Consider the following 24,086-nt stretch of genomic DNA (forward strand, 5'->3'; position numbering starts at 1 on the left):
CGCTCCGCTCGACCCTCAGGCGGTGCGCCGATGCACCGGCCGTCCGCACGACCTCGCGACATACGGATCTGGAGTGGTGCATGAGCACGATCGGGGGGCTGCGCCCGGCAGGCGATGACCCGGTCACGGGCCCGGTCGCCGCCTCGCTGTTCAGCGCCCGGACCGCCGATGCGACCGCCCTGCTGGTGGTCGACCGGTCGGGTGCCGGGCACCAGGTGAGCTGGGCCAACGAGGCGGCCGCCCGCCTGCTGAGCCGCGAGCTGGACGACGTGCGTGGCCGCACCCTGGGCGAGCTGCTGTCCCCGATGGACGCCGACCAGGTGGCGCTCCTGCTCAGCCCGGACCGCACGACGCAGATGACGATGCCCGTCAGGGTGGACGGCGTCCTGCACGAGGTCGTCGTCGTGGCCATGCCGGAGCCCAGCGGCGGTCGGTGGACGATCCGGATCATCTCCACCGCCAACGAGCTGGAGCGGGCGCTGCGCGCGACGGCGGACGCGCACGAGCGCCGTTTCGCCGCGGTCACCGAGCGATCGCCGGTGCCCCTGCTGCTGTCGGAGCAGGGCATGCGCCTGGCGCACGTCAACGAGGCGTTCTGCACCCTGGTCGGCGCACCGGCCGAGCAGCTGCTCGGCACCGGCTGGCTCGACGTCGTGGCCCCGGACGACCTGGACCGGGTGGTGGACCAGGTGGCCGCGGTCCTCGACGGCGCGGACGCGGCGTCGGTCGAGCTCAACGTGCTGCGCCGGGACGACGACGTGCGGCGAGCGGTGCTGCGGCTGAGCCGCATCGTCACCCCGGGGGCCGGCGTCGGCTTCGTCGGGACGCTGGACGACATCACCGAGAGGCTCGCCTACCAGGCCCGGCTGGAGCACCAGGCCAACCACGACCCGCTGACCGGGCTGCCCAACCGGACCCTCCTCCACCAGTCCATCACCGCGCGGTTCACCCCGGGCGCCGACGGCCTGGCCTGCCTCTTCCTCGACATCGACGACTTCAAGGCGGTCAACGACTCCCTGGGTCACACGGTGGGTGACCTGCTGCTCGTGGAGCTGGCGGCACGACTGCGGACGGCGGTCCGCCCGGGTGACCTGGTGGCCCGGTTCGGTGGCGACGAGTTCGTCGTCGTCTGCAGCGAGGTGTCCGAGTCCGAGGCGGTCGGGCTCGCGCTCCGGCTGCTCACCGCCGTGTCGATGCCCTTCGACCTCGGCGGCGTGCAGGTGGAGCCGGGGGCCAGCATCGGCGTCACCCTGCAGAACCCCGACCACCTGACGGCCGACGACCTCGTCCGTGACTGCGACATCGCGATGTACCAGGCCAAGGCGGCCGGACGCGGACGGGTCGCGCTGCTGGACCAGCGGGGTCGAGCCGCAGCCCGCGCCAAGCTCCAGATGGTGGCCGACCTGCGGGACGCCGTCCAGGACCGGGGGATGCAGGTCTGGTACCAGCCCATCGTCGGCGCAGCGGACCAGCGGCCGATCGGCGTGGAGTCGCTCGCCCGCTGGACGGACGCCCGACGGGGTCCGGTGTCGCCCGAGGTGTTCGTGCCCCTGGCCGAGGAGAGCGGCCTGATCGGCGCCCTGGGCATGATGGTGCTGGAGGAGACCTGCCGGCAGCTGGCGGAGTGGGACGCGCAGCTCGGCGCCGCGGCGCCGCCGCACGCCAACGTCAACATCTCGGCGCTCCAGCTGGACCGGTCGCTGCCCGGGCGGGTCGCGGAGGCCCTGCAGCGGCACGGGCTGGAACCCCGCCGGCTGGCGCTCGAGCTGACCGAGTCCTCGCTGATGGGCGACCCGGCCGCGGCCCGGGAGATCCTGCAGGCGCTGCGGGACCTGGGGATCCACCTCGCGATCGACGACTTCGGCACCGGCTACTCGTCGCTGGCCTACCTGCGGCACCTGCCGGTCAACTGCCTCAAGGTCGACCGGTCGTTCGTGGCCGAGCTCGCCGACGGCAACAGCGACATCGCGGCCATGGTCATCGCACTGGCCCGGACGCTGGGGCTCACCACCGTCGCGGAGGGCGTCGAGTCGGCCGAGCAGGCGGCCGAGCTGGCCCGGCTCGGGGTCAGCTACCTGCAGGGCTTCTTCCTCGCCCGCCCCATGACCGGCGCCGACTGCGGCGCGTGGTTCGCCGACCGACGACGGGACGACCAGTGACGCAGCCCGACCGCACGACCACCCCGACCGACGGCGAGCACCCCACCGACGGTGGACCCTCGCAGCTGCTCGACGTCGAGCAGGTCCTGGCGAGCATCGACACGATGGCGGCCAACAAGCCGGTGGCCGCACAGGTGGTCGCCATGACCAGCGCCGAGGACGCCGGCGCCAAGGAGCTGGCGACCATCCTGGCCGGTGACCTCGCGCTCGCCGGCCGGGTCATGAAGCTGGCCAACTCGGCGTACTACGGGATGCGGGGCCGGGTGAGCTCGCTGCAGTTCGCGATCTCGGTCGTCGGCTTCATGACCGTGCGCACGCTGGCCACGGTGTCCCTCACCGACCTGGACGACGAGTCGCGGCTGCCGGACGACTTCTGGTTCACCAGCACCCACGTCGGGCAGGCGGCCGCGACCGTGGCGCCCCGGTTCGGTGAGCGGCCGCCCGACGCCCTGTGCCTGGGGATGCTCTCGCAGATGGGCGCCGCGCTGCTGCACCACAACGACCCGCAGGGGCATCCGGTGCTCGTCGGGCAGCACCCCGACCTGCCGGGGCGCCGGATGGCCGAGCAGCAGCGCTACGGCGTCCACGGGGTGCGGCTGAGCGCCGTGGCCCTCGACCACTGGGGCTTCCCCCGGCGCATGGTGACCGCGCTCGACTGCCTCGACGACCTGCTCGCCCCCGAGGGGGCGCTGCTGCGCGTGGCCTTCGAGGTCGCCGCCCGGCTCGCCGGCACCGGGCACACGCCGGTCCCCATCGGTCGGCTCTGCCGCGGCCTGCTGACCGAGGAGCAGCTGGAGTCGGTGACCGAGCGCGTCCGCGTCGAGGCCACGGAGCTGCGGATCGCCATGGTGGGCTGACGATCCGCCGGTCGGCTCGGGACGCGGTGCCCGCCCGCCGGCCGGGGAACCACCGGCAGCCGGCGCGCGGGGTCCCCAGTGGACGCCGCCCTGGGGGAGCGGCTCCTGCTACCGCCGGACGGTCGGGTTCCGCTACGGTCCGGCGGTAGCAGAGGAACCGGTCGGCGACCACGCCGAGGAGGTACCCGTGGCGGCACCCGACGACCTCAAGCCCGCTGGCGCCACGCACCCGGCCGGCGGCCCGGCTCTGTCCTTCCCCGACCTCCCGCGGCTGGAGCTGGACCAGCTGCTCGGCCAGCTGGTGGACCGGGCGCAGGAGGTCATGGCCACCCAGGGGCGGCTGCGCGGCCTGCTGCGGGCCAACCAGCTGGTCACCAGCGAGCTCGAGTCCGCCGCGGTCCTGCACCGGACGGCGGAGGCAGCCCGCCAGCTGGTGGGCGCACGCCGTGCCGTGCTGGACGTGACGGGCCCGGCGGGGACGGTGGTCGAGTCGGTGGCGGCCGGGTCGGGGCCCGCTCCGCGCGGGAGCCGGCAGGAGGCGCGCGCCGGTGCCGTGCTGGACGTCCCGATCCGGGTGCGGGGCGAGGTCGTCGGTGCGCTGCACCTGCAGGACGACGAGCGGGACGTGTTCAGCCGCGAGGACCGGGAGCTCGTGCAGGCCCTGGCGGCGACCGCCGGGCTCTCCGTCTCGAACTCCTGGTCCTATGAGTCGGCCCGGCGGCGTGGTGAGTGGCTGCAGGCATCGGCCGCGATCACCCGGGAGCTGCTGGCGGCGGGCGACAGCGGCGCCGGTGCGCTGGAGCTGGTCGCCCGCGGGATCCGCGACGTGGCGGAGGCCGACGTCGTCGCCGTCCTCCTGCCCGACCCGCAGTCGTCGTCCGGGGCGCTGCGGGTGGAGGTCCTGGTCGGGCCCCGGGAGATCGAGGGGACGGGGGAGCCGGTGCCGGTGTCGGGCACCGTGCTCGGCCGCGTCCTCCGCGAGGGCCGGCCCGTGCGACTCGTCGACGGGACGGGCGAGGGGGCCGGTGCCCTGCCCTGGACGGGGGTGGACGTCGCGGCCGTCCTCGCCGTCCCGCTGCGCGGTTCGGAGGTGGTGCTCGGCGTGCTCTGCGCCGCCCGCGTGCCGGGCCGGCCCGGCTTCTCGCCCACCGACGCTGAGATGGCCGGTGACTTCGCCGCTCAGGCCGCTGTCGCCATCGAACTGTCCGCCGCCCGGGCCGAGCAGCAGCGCGCCGTCGTCCTGGACGAGAGGGAGCGGATCGCGATGGACCTGCACGACACGGTCGTGCAGCAGATGTTCAGCGTCGGGCTCACCCTGCAGGGCGCGGTCGCCGGGCTCCCGGACGACCGTCCCGCCCGCCGGGTGCGGGACGCCGTGGAGGAGATCGACCGGATCATCAACCGGATCCGCAGCACCGTCTTCCCGCTGCGGGCAGAGGCGGGCGGACCCAGCCCACGCGAGCAGGTGATGGACGCCGTCGCGGAGGCGTCCGGTGCGCTCGGGTTCGAGCCGGACGTGCGCGTCTCGGGGCTCCTGGACGGTGCGGTCACCGAGGACCTGGTGCACGACGTGGCGGGCGTCGTCCGCGAGGCGCTGCTGGACGTCGCACGCCGGCGCCGCGCCACCACGGCGAGCATCGACGTGGTCGGGGACCGCGAGGGCGTGGTCGTGCACGTGCGGGACGACGACCGGCAGCCACCGGACCAGCACCGGACCGCGGAGGCGGCACTGCGCCGGCGGGCCGAGCGGCACGGCGGCACCTGCACCGTCACGGCGGGGACACCGGCAGGGACGTCGCAGTACTGGTGGGTGCCGTGCGCGTGACCGGCACCCGACGGCCCGGTCGCGCGAGGAGAGGCCGGGACGTTGGTCCCGGCGAGCCGTGCCACTGGACACGTCCGGTCGCGGCCGGCCGGACGCATCCTGGCGACACGGTGCCAGTCGTCCGCCGGTGGTCGGTCGACGTCCGGCGGACGGGGAGGTCCTGGTGGCGACGGTCGACCGGCACACGGCGGTGGCCGGCCCGAGGCGTCCCGGTTGGCCCGGTGGCGCTGCGGGACGCAGGCCGTCGGGGGCCGACCGGCCCGCGCCCCGGCGCGTGCCGCGCTCCGCCCGGGGCTGGCTGGCGGTGCTGGGGACCTCGGTGGCTGCGCTGGTGGTCCTCGCGACCCTCGGTGACCACTCCGCCCTCGTGCGGTCCTTCGACCGGTCCGTGCGGGACCTGCTCGTCCCCGGACCGCCGGGCGGCGGCCGCCGGGGGACCTGGCACGGCCTGGACGTGGTCGGGCACGTCCTCGGCCCGCAGGCCCTGTGGGTGCCCGCCGTGCTGGCCCTGGTCTGGGCCCGGCGGTGGCGGCACCTGCTCGTGTACGTGGGCACGATCAGCGTGGTGGCGGCCGTCGCCGTGCTGGCTGCCGAGGACACCGCGTGGGTCCGCGTCGTCCGTCACCGGATCACCGGTTCGCCGGCGGACCTGGCGCTGCCCGCCTGGCCGGTGCTCGTCGTCGCGGCGGTCACCGTCGCCGGCGTGTACGCGCTGGCGCCGCCGGGGCGCATCCGTGCCGCGGCGTGGGCGGCGGCCGGGACGACGGTGGCCGCGCTCGCCGCCACCCGGGTCGCCCTCGGCGTGGACAGCGCCGCCGTGGCGGTGGCCAGCGCCGCGGTCGGGGCGAGCGCGGCCGCGCTCGCCGCCACCCTGCTCGTCCCGGAGCGGGAGTTCCCGGTCACCTACCGCCGGCGGGTCAAGGCCCACCTCGCCCTGGACGCCGAGCGCACCGCCCGGGTGCTCGGCGCCGTCCGGGACCAGCTCGGGGTCGAGGTCACCGAGCTGACGCCCTACCGGCTGGACGGCTCCGCCGGCTCCACCCCGTGCCGGCTGCGGACGGCGGGCGGGTCGCCGCCGTACCTGTTCGGCAAGCTCTACTCGACCACGCACCTGCGGTCCGACCGCTGGTACAAGTACGCCCGGGTCCTGCTCTACGGCCGGCTCGAGGACGAGGCGCCGTTCACGTCGGTGCGCCGTCTCGTCGAGCACGAGGACTACATGGGCCGCCTGCTGCGTGACGGCGGGGTGCAGGTCCCCGAGCCGATCGGGGTCGTCGAGGTCGTGCCCGGGCGGGAGTACCTGCTGGTCACCGAGCTGGTGCCCGACGCGGTCGAGGTGCTCGAGTCCGGAGTGCCCGACGCCGTCGTGGACGACGCGCTGCGGCAGGTCCGCCGGATGTGGGCCGCCGGCGCCGCGCACCGCGACGTCAAGCCCTCGAACGTCCTGGTCCGCGGGGAGCGCGTGGTCCTGGTGGACGTCTCGTTCGGCGAGCTGCGTCCCTCGCGGTGGCGCCAGTCGGTGGACCTGGCCAACATGCTGCTGACCCTCGCCCTCGTCGCCGGTCCCGAGCGCGTCCTGGCCCGGGCGACGGCGTTCTTCACCGCCGACGAGCTCGCCGAGGCCATGGCCGTGACCGGTTCGGTGACCGTCCCACGCCAGCTGCAGCGGCTGATCCGGGAGACCGGTCGTGACCTGGCGGCCGAGTTCCGCGGGCGGCTGCCGGAGCGGCCCCGGGTCAGCGTGCAGCGGTGGAGCCTGAGCCGGGTGCTCCTCGCGGTGGCGACGGTGGGCGGGCTGCTCCTCGCGGCGACGCTGGTCGGCCTGAACCTGGAGGCGGGCGGGCTGCTGTAGCCACCGTCCGTCCGGGCACCGTGGGACGACGCGGTGCGCACGCACGTCGCCCGGGACCTCAGCAGGAGAGGAGTCCGGCGCGGTGACCGGGGACCAACGACCCGGGTCAGGGGCGCGCATGCGGACCTAGCGTCCTGAGCAGGACGTCGACGACCCCGGAGGGCACCGTGACCCAGCTGCGAGACCCCGGATCCACCGCCACCCGGACCAACCGGCTGGGCTGCGTGCTGGCCGTGCTGGTCAACGCCGCAGGCCTGGTCGTGCTCCACGTCTGGCCGGGCTGGGAGGAGCTCCCCTTCCTGACCGACGAGGCCTGGGACGTGCTCCCGTTCGTCGACGCCGCGCTCGTCGCGGGGATCGTCGTCAACGTCGTGCTGCTGGCGCGCCGCCCGGGCTGGCCCATCGCGGCCGGCACCCTGGTGACCACGGTGTTCGGCCTCGTGGCGTCGGTGGAGGTCCTGTCGGTCTTCCCGTTCGACGTCTCGCCCACCTGGGCCACGCTGCTGCGGGTGGTGCTGGTCTTCGGCATCGTCGGTGCCGTCCTCGGGATCCTCGCGCTGCTGGTCTCCCTGCTGCGGCTGCGCCAGGTCGAGGGCCGCTGACGGTCGCCGTGGACCTGGCCACGGACGTCGAGGGACCCGCTCACCGCGGCGTCCTGGCCCGCCGTCCCACGGCAGCCGCGGGGCTCTCCGCCGCGGAGGTCGCCGCGCGGGCCGCTGCCGGGCAGACCAACGCGACGACGACCCGGACCAGCCGCACGGTCGGTCAGGTGGTCCGGGCCAACGTCCTCACGTTCTTCAACGGCCTGCTCGCCGCGCTGTTCGTGCTGGTCGCGCTGACCGGCCAGTGGCAGAACGCCCTCTTCGGCGGGGTCGTGGTCGCGAACTCGGCGATCGGCATCGTCCAGGAGCTGCGGGCCAAGCGGACGCTGGACCGGCTCGCCGTGCTCGACGCCCCACGGGCGCGCGTGCGGCGCGACGGCGCCGACCGGCAGGTCGGGGTGGCCGAGGTGGTCCTCGACGACCTGCTCTCCCTGGGCGCCGGCGACCAGGTGACGGCCGACGGCGTGGTGCGCGACGCCACGGGTCTGACCGTCGACGAGTCGTTGCTGACCGGGGAGTCCGAGCCGGTGGTCAAGGCCGCCGGTGACCCGGTGCTCTCCGGGTCGATCGTCGTCGCCGGCCGTGGGCTGGCGCAGACCACGGCCGTGGGCGACGACGCGTACGCCGCCCGGCTGGCCACCGAGGCACGCCGGTTCACCACCACGAGCTCCGAGCTGGTGGCCGCGACGAACCGGCTGCTCCGGTGGATCTCGCTCGTGCTGCTCGTCGTCGGCCCCGCGGTCCTGTGGAGCCAGTTCCGCACCAGCGACAACCCGACCTGGCGCGACGCCGTCACCGGGACGGTCGCCGCGCTCGTGGGGATGGTCCCCGAGGGGCTGGTGCTGCTCACCACCCTGGCGTTCGGGGTGGCCACCGTGTCCCTCGCCCGGCGGCAGACGCTGGTGCAGGAGCTGCCCGCCGTCGAGGGGCTGGCCCGGGTCGACGTCGTCTGCCTGGACAAGACCGGGACGCTGACCCACGGCGACGTCCGCTTCGACGAGCTGGTCGAGCTCACGCCCACGGCAGCCGTCGACGCACCGCGGGCGCTGGGGCTGCTGGCAGCCGGCGACCCGGCGAACGCGACCGCCGCCGCACTCGCGGCGGTCTTCCCGCTCCGGGGGCCCGTGCCCACCGACCTCGTGCCCTTCTCCTCCGCCCGCAAGTGGTCGGCGGTGCGCGAGGAGGCCTCGACCTGGGTGCTGGGAGCGCCGGAGATGGTGCTGCCGGCCACGACCACGGCCGCCGGGGCGGCCGCTCGGGCGCGGGCCGACGAGCTGGCCGGCCGGGGGCGCCGGGTCCTGCTGCTGGCCCGGGCGACCGCGCGCTGGACGTCGGGCGCACAGGACGCCGAGCTGCCGGCGGACCTCGGGCCGGTGGCGCTGGTGGTGCTGGCCGAGCGCATCCGGGCGGACGCGGCCGAGGTGCTGCGCTACTTCACCGCCCAGGGCGTGGCGCTCAAGGTCATCTCGGGGGACAACCCGCGCACCGTGGGCGCGGTCGCCGCCGCGGTCGGGGTGCCGGGTGTGACGGGGGCGGTGGACGCCGTCGACGCCCGCACCCTGCCCGAGGACCCCGGCGCGCTCGCCGCGGCGATGGAGGCGGGGAGCGTCTTCGGCCGGGTGACACCGCACCAGAAGCGGGCGATGGTCGCCGCCCTGCAGAGCCGCGGCCACGTGGTGGCGATGACCGGGGACGGCGTCAACGACGCCCTGGCGCTCAAGGACGCCGACATCGGGGTGGCCATGGGCAACGGCTCACCCGCCACCCGCGCCGTGGCCCAGCTGGTCCTGCTGGACGGCCGGTTCGCCCACCTGCCCGAGGCCGTCGCCGAGGGGCGGCGGGTCATCGCCAACATCGAGCGGGCCGCCAACCTGTTCCTGGTCAAGAACGTCTACGCGCTGTTCCTGGCGTTGATCACCGTGCTCACCCTCGGCGCCTATCCGCTCGCGCCGGTCCAGCTGACCCTGGTCTCCACCTGCACGATCGGCGTCCCCGGGTTCTTCCTGGCGCTCGCCCCCAACAGCCGGCGCTACCTGCCCGGCCTGCTCCGGCGGGTCCTGGTGTTCTCGGTGCCGACCGGGGTGCTCACCGGGGCCGCGGCGTACGCCGGCTACGCGGTCACCCGGTGGACGGTGCCCGAGGTCGGCCCGGCCGGGGCGCGTACGACGGCGACCGTCGTGGTCCTGCTGGTGGCGCTCTGGACGCTCGGCGTCCTCGCCCGGCCGCTCACCCGCGGCAAGGCGCTCCTGCTGGCCCTCATGGCCGGTCTGGCCTGCCTCTGTGTCGCCGTCCCCGCCGTCGCCCGGTCGATCGTCCTGCTCGAGGTGTCGGTGCCGACGCTGACCATCGGCCTGGCCGTCGGGGCGGGCGGGGCGCTGCTGGTGGAACTCGCCCACCGCGCGACGCAGCGGTGGGTCCGCTGACGGTCCCCGGGACCGAGCGGGTGGACATCGTGCGCCCGGCCGGTGTCCGGCGGCGATCGACCCACGGATCGAGGACCTCCGGCCCCGGTGGGCTCCGCCGCTGCCTGCCAGGGTCGGTGCCGAGGCCGCCGACGTGGGCGGACCCGGGGCGAGGAGGCGCCGTCCATGTGGGCCCGCAACCACCTGGTCAACCCGGTCGTCCGGGCACTGGGACACAGCCGGGCGCACCGGCTCCTGGGCCGGCACCTGGTGCTGCTGTCCTACACCGGGCGGCGCACCGGCCGCCGGTTCGAGCTGCCGGTCATGGCCGCACCGGCAGGGGAGGACCTGGTCGTGGTGGCCGGCGGAGCCGGGGGCAAGACCTGGTGGCGCAACTTCGGTGCGGACCCGGCGGAGGTGCTCGTCCGCGCCGGGGGCGGCGACCAGCGGCGCAGCGCGCGCCGGCTGTCCCCGGGAGACCCCGGGCACGCCGCCGCGCTGGAGGCCTACCGCCGGACCTTCCCGCGGGGGCACGTGCCCGGCGGGAGCCCGGTCGTCGTCCTGACCCCGCCGGACCGGACGTGACCGCTGCCCCGGCGCGCCCTCCGGCACGCCCACGCCCGGTGCAGAGCCGATCGGCCCGCGCGGCCGCGACCTCCGGCCCTGGTGGCGGTCGCCGGGCGGGGCGAGGCTGACGGCCGGAGACGACGGGCCCCCGGTCCACGGCCGGCGGGCCGCCTGGACCGCCGCGGCCCGGGACGACCAGGAGGAGGCCCGCATGCACCCGACGTCGATCGGCCCCGGTGCGCGGCGGTGGCGCGCGGACGGCGTCCTCGCGGTGGTGCCCCGGGCCAGCCGCCGTGCCGCGGTGGCGGTCTCGGTCCCGGTCGCCCTGCTCGGCGCGCTGTTCAGCCCACCGGTGGCCACCCTGGTGGCCGCTCCCTTCGCGGCCGCGGCCGCGGCCCTCCAGGCCGCCGTCGTCTGCCCCGGCTTCCCGGACGAGGTCACGGCCCGCCGGGCAGTGGTCCTCGTGGGGGCGGGCGGAGGGCTGGTGGTGCCCTACGTGCTGGGCGCCGCGGCGCTCGGCCCTGTCGGCGTGGCGGCCAACGTGCTGCTCCTGCTCCTCGGCGTCGTCGCGCTCGTCGGCTGGATCGCCGAGCTGGACCGCCGGGGGCACGACGCGTCGTCCGCCGGCCGGGACGAGGAGCTGCTGGGCGACCTGGTCGGCGGGCTGACGACGGCGACGCTGCTGGAGGAGTGGCGGTCCACGGACGGCGCGGCGGAGGCCGGGGACCCGCAGCGGCGGTCCGACGCCCTCCGCCTCCGGGCGGCCGTGGCGCAGGAGCTGACCCGCCGCCACCCGGCCGAGGCGGGGGAGTGGTTGCGGCCGGGGTCGTCGGCGTTCCCGGACGGACCGCCACCTCCCAGGTGACCCCGGGGCGTCGTCCGGCGCCAGGATCCGGGCGCCCCGCGACGCGGCCGTCCCCGCGGATCGCGGTCAAGGATCAGACGTCTCATACGTCTGGAACTCGTGGGCTAGGCTTCGGCGAGCCGGTCGATCGGGGGTCCAGACCGGCGCTCCGTCGGCCGACGGCGCCGCGGTCCCCAGGCCCCCAGGACGGAGGTCCGATGAGCCCCTCGGCTGCGACGACGCGCGGGAGCTGCCGGGGGACGCGCGCCGGCCGGTGTGCGCACGTCCGTCGGGTCGGCAGGACGTCCGGGCCGTGCGCCCCGGCGCCGGGCCGCGGCGTCCGGTGAGCGGACCGTCCTCGGCCGGTGACCCCGACGACGTCGTCCCGGTGTTCTTCCTGTCCGACAGCACCGGGATCAGCGCCGAGACGATGGGCAACGCACTGCTCATCCAGTTCCCCGACCGGCAGTTCGAGCGCACGCTGGTCCCGTTCATCTCCACCGTGGAGATGGCCCGCGAGGTCGTCGCCCAGCTCGACGAGGTGATGGCCGGCCCGGTGCCGCCGCTGGTGTTCCTGACCGCCGCGGTCGAGGAGGTGCGGGCCGAGCTGCTGCGCACCAAGGCCCCGGTCATCGACTTCTTCGGCCTGCACATGGCCCGGGTGGAGGAGCAGCTCGGGGTGGCCGGGCTGCGCGAGGCCCGGCGGCTGCACGGGGTGGGTGACGTGCGCCGCTACAACGACCGGATGGCGGCGATCGAGTTCGCCATCGAGCACGACGACGGGCTCAGCCCCCGCGGGCTCGACCGCGCCGACGTCGTCCTGCTGGCCCCCTCGCGGTGCGGCAAGACCCCGACGGCCATGTACCTGGCGCTGCAGCACGGGCTGTTCGTCGCCAACTACCCGCTCGTCGACGAGGACCTGGAGACCACCGACCTGCCCCGACCGGTGCGCGAGCTGGCCGACCGGTGCTTCGGGCTGACCACCACGGTGGCCCGGCTCAGCCGGGTGCGCCAGGAGCGCCGCCCCGACTCGCGCTACGCCTCGGAGGAGCAGTGCCGTGCCGAGCTGCGCCGGGCGACAGCGATGTACGACACCCACTCCCTGCCCACGGTCGACACCTCGGCGGCCTCCGTCGAGGAGATAGCCGCCGTGGTGATCCAGACCCTGGCCCGCCGGCGCCGCCGGCCGGGTGCACCCGCGTCGTCCCGCCCCGCCCGATGAGGAAGGACCTGTCATGAGCACCGAGACCGCACCCGAGGCCACCGCACCCGACCGACACGCACCCGAGGACAACGTCCGGTGGTTCGCCGAGCTGGGACTGGGCGACCTGGAGGTCGTCGGCGGCAAGAACTCCTCGCTGGGCGAGATGATCTCCCACCTGGCCGACGCCGGGGTGCGCGTCCCCGACGGCTTCGCGACCACGGCCGCGGCCTACCAGCGGTTCCTCGGCGACACCGGCCTGGCCGCCCGGATCGCCGACCGGCTGCGCGCGCTGGACACCGACGACGTCCGGGCGCTGTCCGCCGCCGGAGCGGAGATCCGGCAGCTCGTGGTCGACCAGCCCTTCCCGCCGGCGCTGGAGGCCGACATCCGCACCGCCTACGCGCAGCTGGCCGGCGACGACGCCGAGGCCTCTTTCGCCGTCCGCTCCAGCGCCACCGCCGAGGACCTCCCCGACGCCTCCTTCGCCGGGCAGCAGGAGACCTTCCTCAACGTGCGCGGCATCGACGCGGTGCTGCAGGCCGTGCGGGAGGTCTACGCCTCGCTCTACAACGACCGGGCGATCGCCTACCGGGTGCACCACGGCTTCGACCACGAGGCGGTGTCGCTGTCGGCCGGCGTCCAGCGGATGGTGCGCTCGGACGTCGGGGCGTCCGGCGTCATGTTCACCATGGACACCGAGTCCGGCTTCCGGGACGCCGTCTTCGTCACCTCGGCCTACGGGCTGGGGGAGGGCGTCGTGCAGGGCGCGGTCAACCCCGACGAGTTCTACGTCTACAAGCCCGCGCTGGCCGCCGGCCGGCCCGCGGTGCTCAAGCGGGGCGTGGGGGAGAAGGCGACCAAGATGGTCTACACCGAGCACGCCGAGGTCGGCCGGACGACGGAGTTCGTCGACGTCGACCCCGCGCAGCGCCGGCTGCTGTCGCTCACCGACGACGAGGTCACCGAGCTGGCCCGGCAGGCGGTGCGGATCGAGGAGCACTACGGCCGGCCGATGGACATCGAGTGGGGCAAGGACGGCCTCACCGGCGAGCTGTTCGTGCTGCAGGCCCGACCGGAGACGGTGCAGTCGCGCGCCGGCACCACCACCGAGCGCTACCGGCTCACCGGCAGCGGGGAGGTGCTGGTCGAGGGGCGGGCGATCGGGCAGAAGATCGGCGCCGGCGCGGTGCGCGTGCTGTCCGACATCGACCAGATGGACTCCTTCGCCCCCGGCGACGTGCTGGTCGCCGACATGACCGACCCCGACTGGGAGCCGATCATGAAACGCGCCTCGGCGATCGTGACCAACCGGGGCGGGCGCACCTGCCACGCGGCGATCATCGCCCGCGAGCTGGGCATCCCCGCCGTCGTCGGCACCGGGACCGCGACCCGCGCGCTGCGCGACGGCGACCCGGTCACCGTCTCCTGCGCCGAGGGCGACACCGGCCTGGTCTACGCCGGGGAGGTGGGCTTCGAGGTCGCCGAGACCTCGCTGGAGGCCATGCCGGAGATCCCCACCAAGATCATGATGAACGTCGGGACGCCGGAGCAGGCGTTCGCGTTCTCCCGGCTGCCCAACGCCGGGGTCGGGCTGGCCCGGCTGGAGTTCGTCATCAACCGGCAGATCGGCATCCACCCGCGCGCGCTGCTGGAGCTCGACACCCTCGACGCACCGCTGAAGGCCCAGGTCGAGGAGCGCATCGCCGCCTACCCCTCGGCCCGGGACTTCTTCGTGCGGCGGGTCGCCGAGGGCGTCTCGATGATCGCCGCGGCCTTCGCGCCCGAGCCGGTCATCGTGCGGATGAGCGACTTCAAGTCCAACGAGTACGCGAACCTGCTGGGCGGCGAGCAGTACGAGCCGCACGAGGAGAACCCGATGCTGGGCTACCGGGGGGCCTCCCGGTACCTGTCGGCCGACTTCGCCGAGTGCTTCGCTATGGAGTGCGAGGCGCTGCGGTACGTGCGTGACGAGATGGGCCTGACCAACGTGCAGGTCATGATCCCGTTCGTGCGCACCGTCGCCGAGATCGAGGGCGTCGTCCGGCTGCTCGGCGAGCACGGCCTGCGGCGCGGGGACAACGACCTGAAGGTCGTGATGATGTGCGAGCTGCCCTCCAACGCGCTGCTGGCCGGGCAGTTCCTCGAGCACGTCGACGGGTTCTCCATCGGCTCCAACGACATGACCCAGCTCGTGCTCGGCCTGGACCGCGACTCCAGCCTGGTGGCCGGCAGCTTCGACGAGCGGGACCCCGCCGTGCTCGCCGTCCTGGAGATGGCGATCACCGCCTGCCTGGAGCGCGGCAAGTACGTCGGCATCTGCGGCCAGGGCCCCAGCGACCACCCCGACCTGGCCGAGTGGCTCGTGGCCCGGGGGATCGGGTCGATGTCGCTGAACCCGGACACCGTCGTCGACACCTGGCTGCACCTGGCGCGGGTCGCCTCGACGGCCTGACCTGCGGTCGGAGCGCCCGGCGCGCGGCAGGACGGCACCGGGGCCGTGCTGCTGCGCGCCCGTCCCCGGGCGACCCGGTTGCTGGGCGGGACGATCTCGTGTCGGTACGCTGCTGCCTGCGACTTCCGGTGACCTCCGGCGACCAGGGGAGCGGTTGCATGCCCAGTGAGCGGTTCACCGGGCTGGTCGCCGTCCTCGATGCGATCCGCACCGGCCAGGGCATCACCCAGCCCGAGCTGACCGAGCGGGTCGGCCTCGGCCGCAGCGTGGTCGCCCAGCGGGTGGCCGAGCTCGAGCAGGCCGGGCTGGTCGCCAGCGACGGCCTGGGTCCCTCCACCGGCGGCCGGGCCCCGCGGCGGCTGCGTCTGCGAGCCGAGGCGGGGCACGTCCTGGGCGTCGACATCGCCTCCAACGAGCTGGTGGTGGGCCTGGCGGACCTGGCCGGCGACATCCTGGCCGTCCGGCACGAGCACGCCCCCGTCACCAGCGGCCCGGAGCACACGCTGGCCGCCGCCGAGCGGATGGGCGACGCCCTGGTCCGGGAGGCCGGGCTCACCGGGGGTGTCTGGGCCGTCGGCGTGGGCACGCCCGGCCCGGTGGCCTTCGAGCGTGGTGACCTCCTGGCCGGACCGCACATGCCGGGCTGGGCGGGCCACCCGTTGCGGGCGCGGCTGGCCCGGCACTGGTCGGCGCCGACGTGGGTCGACGACCGGGTGAACCTGCTGGCGCTCGGTGAGATGTGGCAGAACCCGGTGGCCGCGCGGGCGGCCCAGTTGCTGTACGTGGGCGGCGGGTCGACCATCGCCGCCGCGGTGGTCGTCGACGGGCGGGTCTACCGCGGCGCGAACGGCCTGGCGGGGGCGATCGGGCACATCCCCGTCGCCGAGTCCTCCGACGTCATGTGCGCGTGCGGGCAGACCGGCTGCCTCGAGGCGGTCGCCGGCGGGACGGCGCTGACCCGCAACGCCCGGCTGCTGGCCGAGTGCGGGCAGAGCGAGGCGCTGCTGACGGTGCTCCGGGAGAGCGGCCGGATCCGGCCGGTGGACGTCACCCTGGCGGCCGACGCCGGTGACCCGGCCGCGCGCGCCCTGCTCCGCCGCACCGGCCTCCTGCTCGGGGACAGCCTGGCGACCCTGGTCAGCGTCTTCGACCCGGAGCTGCTGGTCATCGGCGGTGGCATGGCCCGCGCCGGCGAGCACGTCCTGACCTCGATCGGTGAGGCGGTGCGGGCGCGCGTGCCCTCGCTGACCGGCCAGCGCCTGCGGGTGGAGCTGTCGGCGGTCGACGAGGAGGTGGCCGGCGTGACCGGCGCCGTCCAGTTGGCGGTCGGTGAGCTCTTCTCCCGCGACCAGCTCTCCTCCTGGCTCGACGACCGGTCGCCGGCCGGCCGGCCGGAGCTCGCCGGTGTCGGCGACGAGGACCTCTCGGCCTGACCCGTCGGGCCCCAGCTGGGCGACCGGCATCCACCCGGGTCGCCGGGCGGGGGAGTCCATCAGCGGAGGTGATGCTCGGCATCAGGAGGTCGTCGGTTCTGGTCCATTGACTTCCTCCGGTCATAGGCAGAAGGCTGTGGTGGTCATCACGTAGTCCTGTACCGCAACGACGCGGTGCACCACGAGAGGTCCCCCCATGACACAGCGAGGCCCCTGGCGTCTCCGCCGCGTGAGCGTCCTGCTGGCTGCACCCGCGGTCGGCGCGCTGACCCTGACCGGGTGCGGTGGCAGCGACGACGCGAACGTGGCCGGCGGTCCGGCCGCCGCCGCGGACAGCTTCACCTTCACCTTCGAGAACGCCAGCGGTGGCGAGAGCCCCTGGCAGCTGCTGGCCGACGCCTACACCGAGGCCACCGGCGTGGAGATCGAGACGCAGGGGCTGCCGCCGGACAGCTACGGGCTGACCGTGCGCACGCAGCTGCAGGGCGGCAACGCCTCGGACCTGATGATGTTCTCCCCGGGCGCCGGCAACTCCAACGCGGTGCTCCCGCTGGCCGAGGCCGGCTACATCGAGCCGCTGGGGGAGAGCTCGACCGACCTGATCCCCGAGGGCAACGAGGACCTCTTCCAGATCGACGGCAAGACCTACGCCCAGCCCACGGACCTCGTCCCGGTCGGCATGGTGTGGAACGCCGGCGCCGCCACCGAGGCCGGCGTCCAGGTGCCCGGGGACTTCGACGCCATGATCGAGGCCTGCAAGACCCTCGGTGAGGGCAAGTCGATGTTCGCCATCGCCGGGTCGGTGCCGCAGAACGCCGGCCTGATGACCATGTCGATCTCGGCGACCCGGGTCTACGCCGAGGACCCGGACTGGAACGAGAAGCGCGCCGAGGGCTCGGTGTCCTTCGCCGACAGCAAGGGCTGGCAGGACACCCTGCAGACGGTCGTGGACATGAACGAGGCCGGCTGCTTCCAGGACGGCGCCGCCGGTGGCGGCTTCGACGCGATCACCCAGGGGCTGACCCAGGGCAGCTCGTACGCCGCCTTCGTGCCCGGCGCTGCCGCCACCGAGCTCGCCAAGGCCACCCCCGGTGCGCAGTTCGAGGTCGAGCCGTTCCCGGCGCCGACGGGTGCGGACCCCTACATGTTCGCCAGCCCCAACTACGCGCTGGCGGTCAACGCCAAGGCCGAGCCCGGGGCCAAGCAGGCGGCCATCGACTTCCTGGCCTGGGCCGCGCAGCCGGAGAACTCCAAGACCTTCACCGAGCTGCAGGGTGGCGTGGCGATCACCGGTCCCGACGAGAACCTCGCGCCGGTGTATGCCCCGGTGGCCGACCTGCTCGAGGCCGGCGACTACTCGCCGCTGCCGCTGCTGTCCTGGCCCAACCCCGGCGTCTACGACGCGCTGTCCACCGGCGTCCAGGGGCTGCTGACCGGCCAGGGGGACATCCCCTCCGCGCTCGCCGCCGTCGACGCGGCGTGGGACCAGTAGGACCCTCGAGCACCGTCCTCCCGACCCGATCCGAGGGACTGACTGACGATGACTGCGACGATGCGGACCACCCCGGTCGTGCGAGAGGGCAGTTCGGCCGCCGGGGGCGGGGCACGACCCCGCTCCCGGCGCACCGGGCCGCTGATCACCTACGGGCGGTGGTGGTGGGCCCTGCCGGCCATCCTGATGGTGGTGCTGGTCCACTACGTGGCCACCGCGGGTGGAGCGGTCTACGCCTTCACGAACTGGACGGGCATCGGTGACTTCGACTTCATCGGCCTGGACAACTTCCGGCGGATCTTCGCCGACCCCAAGCTGATCGGGTCGCTGCAGAACACGCTGTTCCTGGCGTTCGGCTTCCTGGTCCTGACCAACGTGATCGGGCTGGCCCTGGCGCTGGCGCTCAACCGGACGCTGAAGTCGCGCTACCTGCTCCGCGTGCTGTTCTTCATGCCCGTGGTGCTCAGCCCGCTGGCGGTCTCCTACGTCTGGAAGTTCATCTTCGACTTCAAGGGGCCCCTCAACGGCGTGCTCGGCTGGGTGGGCATGGAGCCGCGCACCTGGCTGGCCGACCCCACCCTGGCCCTGTGGGCGGTGCTGGTCGTGATGGCCTGGCAGACCACCGGCATGGTGATGGTGATCTTCCTGGCCGGGCTGGCGACGGTCCCGGTCGAGATCGAGGAGGCGTCCGCGATCGACGGGGCCGGCACCTGGAGCCGCTTCCGGCACATCACCATCCCCTCGATCCGGCCCTCGATCGCGATCGCCTCGACCCTGATGCTCATCCAGGGCCTGCGCGTCTTCGACCAGGTCATGGCCCTCACCGGCGGCGGCCCGGCCGGGGCCACCGAGACGCTGGCCACGCAGGTCTACAAGCAGACGTTCGCGCTGAGCAACTTCGGCTTCGGCGCGGCGCTGGCCCTCCTGCTGACCCTCATCATGCTGGTGTTCTCGGTGCTGCAGCAGACAGCCACCCGAGACCGCTCACAGGGAGCGTGACGCCCGTGTTCCGGTACTCCAAGGCCACGGCGGTGCGCGAGGCCGTCGTCTGGGTCTTCGCGCTGCTGACCCTGCTGCCGTTCTACTTCCTGGTCGCCACCGCGCTCAAGCCGAGCGAGGAGCTGCTCACCACCAGCACCTCCGCGCCGCCGAAGCGGCCCACGCTGGAGAACTTCACCGACGTACTGACCGGCGGCGGGGACAACAACATCCTGCTGGCCCTGCTGCACAGCGTGGTCATCACCGCGGGGAGCATCCTGGGCCTGGTGGCCTTCGGGTCACTGGCGGCCTACGTGCTCTCCCGGACCACACGGCGCTGGGGGACGATCGCCTTCTACGGCTTCCTCATCGCGATCCTGCTGCCCACCCAGCTGGGTCTGGTGCCGCTCTACATCGGTGCCCGGCAGGTCGGTCTGGTCGGCACGATGTGGGGGATGATCGTGCTCTACGTCGGCACGCTCATGCCGCTGGCGGTCTTCCTCTACGCCGGGTTCTTCCGCAACCTGCCGCGGGACTACGAGGAGGCGGCGTCCCTGGACGGCGCGAGCCCGGGGCGGGTGTTCCTGCGGGTGGTGTTGCCGCTGATGTCCCCGGCGACCGGCACCGTGGCCATCCTGGCCGGGCTCATCGTGTGGAACGACTTCTTCTCCGCGCTGATCTTCCTCGGCGGATCGGACAACCAGACGCTGCCGGTGTCGATGTACTACTACGTCGGCTCGCTGGTCTCGGCGTGGAACAAGATCTTCGCCATCGTCCTCATCTCGATGGTGCCGATCCTGGCCTTCTACCTCTTCGCACAGAAGCGGTTCATCCAGGGCTTCGCCGGCGGGATCAAGTAACCCGCCGTCGGTTCCTGCGGCATCCACCGCGTCGATCGCACCCATCAGCAGCGTGACGATGCCTGGGCTCGACTTCATCCGGCCACCGGACAAAGCTGGGGGTCGCCGCTCGCCCAGGCGACGGGTCGACCACCCGTCCACCTGCACCGCCCGGCCCGTCCTCCCGACCGGCCGTTCCCCTCCCGCGCGCACCCGTCGTCGCGGCCGCCTGAGACGAGGCCCTCCATGACCACACCCGCCCACCGCATCCAGCGGGGCGTCAGCCTGTACTCCTACCAGGAGGAGTTCTTCCTCCGGACGATGTCGCTGGAGGACTGCATCCGCGCCGCCGCGGAGTGCGGGGCCCTCGGCATCGAGGTCATCCCCGAGCAGTCGATCCCCGGGTACCCGCAGCTGACCGACGAGTTCCTGCAGACCTGGCACGGCTGGATGGGGCAGTACGGCACCCACCCGGCCGCGACCGACCTCTTCCTGGACACCAAGCGCCACCCCGACCGCTGGCTCACCCTCGAGGAGCAGGTCGCCTCGGTCCGCCAGGACGTCGACATCGCCGTCCGGCTGGGGGCGCCGGTGGTGCGCGCCATCATCAACACCCCGCCGGAGGTGATGGAGGCGGCGGCCCCCTACGCCGAGGAGGCCGGCGTCCGGCTGCTGCTCGAGGTGCACGCGCCCTTCCACTACGAGCACCCGTGGGTCCTCCAGCACCTGGAGGTCATGTACCGGACCGGGTCCCCGGCGCTGGGCCTGATGCCGGACATGGGCACCTACGTGCGGCGGTTCCCCCGCGTCGTGAGCGAGCGGGCGCTCCGCGACGGCGCGAAGCCCGAGCTGGTCGACCTGATCGTGTCCACCTACGACGACCACGGCGACACCCATGCCCTGATGGACGTCGTCAACTACCGCGGCGGCGGCCCGGTCGACTTCGGGCTGGCCCGCCAGGCCACGCACTACATCTGGTCCGAGCCCAAGGCGATGCTCGACCACATGGGCCTCATCGGCCACGTGCAGGCGAAGTTCTACGAGATGACCGACGAGGGCGTCGAGTACTCGATCCCCTACGACGAGATCGTCCCGGTCCTGGTCGAGGGTGGCTTCACCGGCCACCTGTCCAGTGAGTACGAGGGCAACCGGCACGTCCAGGACGCCTTCCCGGTGGACAGCGTCGAGCAGGTCCGCCGTCAGCACGCCATGTTCGCCCGCCTGCTCGGCGAGACCACCGGAGAGGACGCCTGATGTTCGACCAGTACATCGTCTGCGAGGAGGGCTTCCGGGCCCGCGAGGACGGCCGCCCCGGCGGGGTCGTCGAGGTGCGCATGCCCTACTACCGCGGTCTGGCCCTGTCGATGGTCGAGGCCGTCGACCTGGTCCTGGACGGCCGGCCGGTGCCGGCGGCCCGCACGACCTTCACGGTGCACGGCCACACCTACGGCTTCGACCAGCTGCCGCAGACCACCGACGACCGGTGGGAGATGGGGGAGCGGGCGCAGCTGGCGTTCACCACCGACGAGCCGCTGGCGCCCGGCGAGCACGACGTGGCCGTCGCGGTGCGGCTGCGCATCTCCTACATGCCGGTGCCGGGCGGGGGCCGCGACAGCAAGCGGCTCACCCTCGCCGGCGCCTGACCCGGACCGGGGGACGCCAGCGATGAGCGAGCAGGACGAACGGGGCGGCGCCGCGCCGGCCGGCGGGTACGACGTCGTGGTCGTCGGGTCCGGCCCGGTCGGCACCGCGGTGGCGCGGGAACTGGCCGATCGGGGACCCGGGCTGCGGGTCCTGGTGCTGGAGGCCGGCCAGGCGATCGGCGAGACGCCCGGTGGGCACGTGAAGAACATCGCCGACGCCGCAGCCCGCGACGCGGCCCTGGCCGCGCTCCCGGCGAGCCGGGACGCCCTGCCCGGGGGGCGCCCGGCCCGGCCGGGGACGGCGCTGGTCGGCACCCCGGCCATGCCCAACGCGGCCATCTCCACCAACGTCGGCGGCATGGGCGCGCACTGGACGGCCGCCTGCCCGCTGCCCGGTGACGACGAGGTGCCCGACTTCCTGGACCGCGGGCAGTTCGACGCCGCCCTGGAGCGTGCCGCCGAGCTGCTGTCGGTGACCACACACGCCTTCGACGGGGCGCCGCTGACCCCGGCGGTGCTGCGGGTGCTCGGCGGGGTGTTCGACGGGCCCGGACGCCGGCCGGTCGGGCCGATGCCGGTCGCGGTGCGGCGTGAGGCCGACGGGCAGCTGCACTGGACCGGGCCCGCGGTCATCGCCGGCGACCTGTGGGATCGGCCGCGGGTCACCCTGCGGACCGGGACCCTGGCCCGGCGGGTCGTGGTCGACGGCACCACGGTGACCGGGGTCGAGGTGGTGGACGTCGCCACCGGTCGGAGCGAGGTGCTGGCCGCGCGGGCCGTCCTGGTCGCCGGCGACGCCTTCCGCACCCCGCAGCTGCTGTGGACCTCCGGCATCCGCCCGCCGGCCCTGGGTCGCTACCTCAACGACCAGCCGCAGGTCATGCTCGCCTCGCTGGTGGCCGAGGAGCACGTCCCCGCTGATGCCGCGGGGCTGGGCTCGGTCCCGACGTCGGTGGCCACGACCCCGGGAGGCGGGGCGATCGTCCCGCTCTCGGGGGTGTCCTGGGTGCCCTACGCAGCCGACCGCCCCTTCCACGGCCAGGTGATGCAGCTGGACGCGTCGCCGGTGCCCCTGGAGCCCGACGTGACCGTGCGGCCGGGGCAGGTCGTGGGGCTGGGCTGGTTCTGCCGCAAGGAGCTGTCGGCCGACGACCGGGTGTGGTTCGACGAGCGCGAGCTCGACGAGCACGGGATGCCGGCGATCCGCATCGACTACACGCTCACCGCGGCCGACGAGGAGTCGATCGCCGCGGCGACGGTGGAGATCCGCCGGGCGGCGGCGGCGCTGGGGCGGACCCTCGGGGAACCGTTCTCCATGCCCGCGGGCACGTCGCTGCACTACCAGGGCACGACCCGGATGGGCCCGGTCGACGACGGCACCAGCGTCTGCGACACCACGGGCCGGGTCTGGGGCACCGACAACCTCTACGTCGGGGGCAACAACGTCATCCCGACGGCCACCGCCTGCAACCCGACGGTCACCGCCGTCGCGCTGGGGGTCCTCTCCGCGCGCGCGCTGTTGGGCCGGCTGGCCGCGGACGGGTCGCCGGTCGACGCGCGCGCGGTGCCCGAGGGCGCGCAGGCCTGACGTCCGCCGTCCGGGGTCGACCGACCCCGGACGGCGGGGCGCGCCCGGCGCCGACGACGGTCCGGTGGGGGCCGTTGACGAGTTGCCTGGCGCACTCTACGGTCACAAAACCGAACCAACATTCTGATTCGAAGCATCGACGACGAGGAGGAGCGGGATGCCCGCGAGCACACCGCCCGCCACCGCTCCGGCGGGGTTCCGCCGGGCGCTCGGCCACTACCCGACCGGCGTCTCGCTGATCACGGCCCGGCAGGCCGACGGCACGCCGGTGGCGATGGTCGTGGGGACCTTCACCTCCGTCTCGCTGGACCCGCCGCTGGTGGGGTTCCTGCCCGACCGCGCCAGCACCTCGTGGCCGCTGATCCGGGAGTCGGGGCGCTTCTGCGTCAACGTGCTGGCCGCGGACCAGGAGCAGGTCTGCCGCGCGTTCGTCTCCAAGGACCCCGACCGGTTCGAGCGCTGGACCAGCGTCGAGGACCGGCACCGCCCGCCGGCGCTGCGCGGCGCGGTGCTGCAGATCGACTGCGACATCGCCGACGTCCTGCCGGCCGGCGACCACGACATGGTGCTGGGTCGGGTGCGCGGCATCTCCGTGGCCGAGGGTGCCGGGATGCCGCTGCTCTTCCTGCGCGGGGGCTACGGTTCGCCGTCCCTGCCCTCGATCCAGGTCGAGCGCCCCGGCTTCGCCGAGCAGCTCCGGCTGGCCGACCTGGTCCGCCCGGAGGCCGAGCGGCTGTCGGCCGACCTGGGGCTGGAGTGCCTGGTCAGCGCCGCCGTGGACGACGCCGTCGTCTCGCTGGCGGCGGCCGGCATCGGCACCGCGGGGGGCAGCAGCGACACCCGGGTGGGCAGCACCTTCCCGCTGGCCGCCCCGATCGCACCGCTGTTCGCCGCGTGGGCCCCGGCCGCCGACCAGGAGGCCTGGGTGGCGCGGGGCGCCCGGCTCACCGGCGCCGACACCTCCGGGTGCGCCGCGGACCTCGCCGCGGTGCGCGCGCTCGGCCACCAGGTCACCACCGGCCGGGCCAGCGCCGACCGGTTCGAGCGCTCGCTGTCCGGCCGCGACGCCCCCGGCGGGGTCGCCGACGTGCTCGGCGAGCTGCTGCAGCGGGGGCCCGAGCCCGGTCTGCGCCGGCCGCTGCGAGAGCTCTCCGACGTCACCTCGATCGCCGCGCCCGTCCGTGACCGCGACGGACAGGTGGTGCTGGCGCTGCACCTCATGGGCTTCACCGGCCAGGAGACCCCCGACCGGCTCACGACCTGCCTGGACCGGCTGCTCGACGCGGCCCGCCGGGCGACCGACCGCACCGCTGCCTGACCCCACCCGTCCGGACCCGACCAGGAGGTCG

The 24,086-nt window shown here is 74.4% G+C and carries 18 protein-coding genes; all 18 read left to right on the plus strand.

Features of this window, described 5'->3' with window-relative positions; genetic code table 11:
* Window positions 1–80: 80 nt before the first annotated feature.
* The 18 genes from ACGBYP_RS11060 to ACGBYP_RS11145 all read left to right on the plus strand — a co-directional run bounded on the left by ACGBYP_RS11060 (window position 81) and on the right by ACGBYP_RS11145 (window position 24,055).
* Window positions 81–2,159, plus strand: coding sequence for a putative bifunctional diguanylate cyclase/phosphodiesterase (locus ACGBYP_RS11060; RefSeq protein ID WP_411583977.1), 2,079 nt, complete (start codon window positions 81–83; stop codon window positions 2,157–2,159).
* A complete protein-coding gene (locus ACGBYP_RS11065; RefSeq protein ID WP_411583979.1) occupies window positions 2,156–3,016 on the plus strand; it encodes an HDOD domain-containing protein in 861 nt (286 codons plus the stop codon). Before ACGBYP_RS11060 ends, ACGBYP_RS11065 begins: the two co-directional genes overlap by 4 nt.
* Window positions 3,017–3,203: 187 nt before the next feature.
* Entirely contained in the window at window positions 3,204–4,841 is a 1,638-nt protein-coding gene (locus tag ACGBYP_RS11070) for a GAF domain-containing protein (RefSeq protein WP_411583981.1), read from the plus strand.
* A gap of 319 nt (window positions 4,842–5,160) precedes the next feature.
* Complete coding sequence (locus tag ACGBYP_RS11075) at window positions 5,161–6,693, plus strand: hypothetical protein (RefSeq protein ID WP_411583983.1); 1,533 nt, start codon at window positions 5,161–5,163, stop codon at window positions 6,691–6,693.
* A 167-nt stretch (window positions 6,694–6,860) separates the two neighbouring features.
* Window positions 6,861–7,295, plus strand: coding sequence for a hypothetical protein (locus ACGBYP_RS11080; RefSeq protein ID WP_411583984.1), 435 nt, complete (start codon window positions 6,861–6,863; stop codon window positions 7,293–7,295).
* Between the two features lie 8 nt (window positions 7,296–7,303).
* A complete protein-coding gene (locus tag ACGBYP_RS11085) occupies window positions 7,304–9,718 on the plus strand; it encodes an HAD-IC family P-type ATPase (protein WP_411583986.1) in 2,415 nt (804 codons plus the stop codon).
* 165 nt (window positions 9,719–9,883) lie between these two features.
* Window positions 9,884–10,282 (plus strand): nitroreductase/quinone reductase family protein, encoded by a 399-nt coding sequence (locus ACGBYP_RS11090; RefSeq protein WP_411583988.1) that lies wholly within the window; start codon window positions 9,884–9,886, stop codon window positions 10,280–10,282.
* A gap of 193 nt (window positions 10,283–10,475) precedes the next feature.
* The gene (locus ACGBYP_RS11095; protein ID WP_411583990.1) at window positions 10,476–11,129 is read left to right on the plus strand and encodes a hypothetical protein; all 654 of its coding nucleotides are present in this window, start codon (window positions 10,476–10,478) and stop codon (window positions 11,127–11,129) included.
* 322 nt (window positions 11,130–11,451) lie between these two features.
* Complete coding sequence (locus ACGBYP_RS11100; protein WP_411583992.1) at window positions 11,452–12,330, plus strand: pyruvate, water dikinase regulatory protein; 879 nt, start codon at window positions 11,452–11,454, stop codon at window positions 12,328–12,330.
* A 13-nt stretch (window positions 12,331–12,343) separates the two neighbouring features.
* Window positions 12,344–14,764, plus strand: coding sequence for a phosphoenolpyruvate synthase (gene ppsA / locus ACGBYP_RS11105; RefSeq protein ID WP_411583993.1), 2,421 nt, complete (start codon window positions 12,344–12,346; stop codon window positions 14,762–14,764).
* Between the two features lie 158 nt (window positions 14,765–14,922).
* On the plus strand, window positions 14,923–16,197 hold the full coding sequence (locus tag ACGBYP_RS11110) for an ROK family transcriptional regulator (RefSeq protein ID WP_411583994.1): 1,275 nt from the start codon (window positions 14,923–14,925) through the stop codon (window positions 16,195–16,197).
* 229 nt (window positions 16,198–16,426) lie between these two features.
* Window positions 16,427–17,689 (plus strand): ABC transporter substrate-binding protein, encoded by a 1,263-nt coding sequence (locus ACGBYP_RS11115; RefSeq protein WP_411583995.1) that lies wholly within the window; start codon window positions 16,427–16,429, stop codon window positions 17,687–17,689.
* Between the two features lie 48 nt (window positions 17,690–17,737).
* Window positions 17,738–18,688 carry a carbohydrate ABC transporter permease gene (locus tag ACGBYP_RS11120; RefSeq protein ID WP_411583997.1) on the plus strand — a complete coding sequence of 317 codons (951 nt, stop codon included), beginning with the start codon at window positions 17,738–17,740 and terminating at the stop codon, window positions 18,686–18,688.
* A gap of 5 nt (window positions 18,689–18,693) precedes the next feature.
* Window positions 18,694–19,527 (plus strand): carbohydrate ABC transporter permease, encoded by an 834-nt coding sequence (locus ACGBYP_RS11125; RefSeq protein WP_411583999.1) that lies wholly within the window; start codon window positions 18,694–18,696, stop codon window positions 19,525–19,527.
* Window positions 19,528–19,752: 225 nt separating this feature from the next.
* Window positions 19,753–20,760 (plus strand): sugar phosphate isomerase/epimerase family protein, encoded by a 1,008-nt coding sequence (locus ACGBYP_RS11130; protein WP_411584001.1) that lies wholly within the window; start codon window positions 19,753–19,755, stop codon window positions 20,758–20,760.
* Window positions 20,760–21,149, plus strand: a complete 390-nt coding sequence (locus ACGBYP_RS11135; protein WP_411584003.1) for a DUF6379 domain-containing protein — start codon at window positions 20,760–20,762, stop codon at window positions 21,147–21,149. Before ACGBYP_RS11130 ends, ACGBYP_RS11135 begins: the two co-directional genes overlap by 1 nt.
* A gap of 22 nt (window positions 21,150–21,171) precedes the next feature.
* On the plus strand, window positions 21,172–22,737 hold the full coding sequence (locus tag ACGBYP_RS11140) for an FAD-dependent oxidoreductase (RefSeq protein ID WP_411584005.1): 1,566 nt from the start codon (window positions 21,172–21,174) through the stop codon (window positions 22,735–22,737).
* Between the two features lie 157 nt (window positions 22,738–22,894).
* Window positions 22,895–24,055, plus strand: a complete 1,161-nt coding sequence (locus tag ACGBYP_RS11145; RefSeq protein WP_411584007.1) for a flavin reductase — start codon at window positions 22,895–22,897, stop codon at window positions 24,053–24,055.
* Window positions 24,056–24,086: the final 31 nt, after the last annotated feature.

The organism is Modestobacter sp. SSW1-42, assembly GCF_046635825.1.
GTDB lineage: Bacteria > Actinomycetota > Actinomycetes > Mycobacteriales > Geodermatophilaceae > Modestobacter.

Bases quoted from the DNA above. Each gene is read 5' to 3' on its own strand.
- ppsA (WP_411583993.1), top strand. From the start codon at position 12,344: ATGAGCACCGAGACCGCACCCGAGGCCACCGCACCCGACCGACACGCA.
- ACGBYP_RS11110 (WP_411583994.1), top strand. From the start codon at position 14,923: ATGCCCAGTGAGCGGTTCACCGGGCTGGTCGCCGTCCTCGATGCGATC.
- ACGBYP_RS11135 (WP_411584003.1), top strand. From the start codon at position 20,760: ATGTTCGACCAGTACATCGTCTGCGAGGAGGGCTTCCGGGCCCGCGAG.
- ACGBYP_RS11095 (WP_411583990.1), top strand. From the start codon at position 10,476: ATGCACCCGACGTCGATCGGCCCCGGTGCGCGGCGGTGGCGCGCGGAC.
- ACGBYP_RS11060 (WP_411583977.1), top strand. From the start codon at position 81: ATGAGCACGATCGGGGGGCTGCGCCCGGCAGGCGATGACCCGGTCACG.
- ACGBYP_RS11090 (WP_411583988.1), top strand. From the start codon at position 9,884: ATGTGGGCCCGCAACCACCTGGTCAACCCGGTCGTCCGGGCACTGGGA.
- ACGBYP_RS11145 (WP_411584007.1), top strand. From the start codon at position 22,895: ATGCCCGCGAGCACACCGCCCGCCACCGCTCCGGCGGGGTTCCGCCGG.
- ACGBYP_RS11140 (WP_411584005.1), top strand. From the start codon at position 21,172: ATGAGCGAGCAGGACGAACGGGGCGGCGCCGCGCCGGCCGGCGGGTAC.
- ACGBYP_RS11120 (WP_411583997.1), top strand. From the start codon at position 17,738: ATGACTGCGACGATGCGGACCACCCCGGTCGTGCGAGAGGGCAGTTCG.
- ACGBYP_RS11130 (WP_411584001.1), top strand. From the start codon at position 19,753: ATGACCACACCCGCCCACCGCATCCAGCGGGGCGTCAGCCTGTACTCC.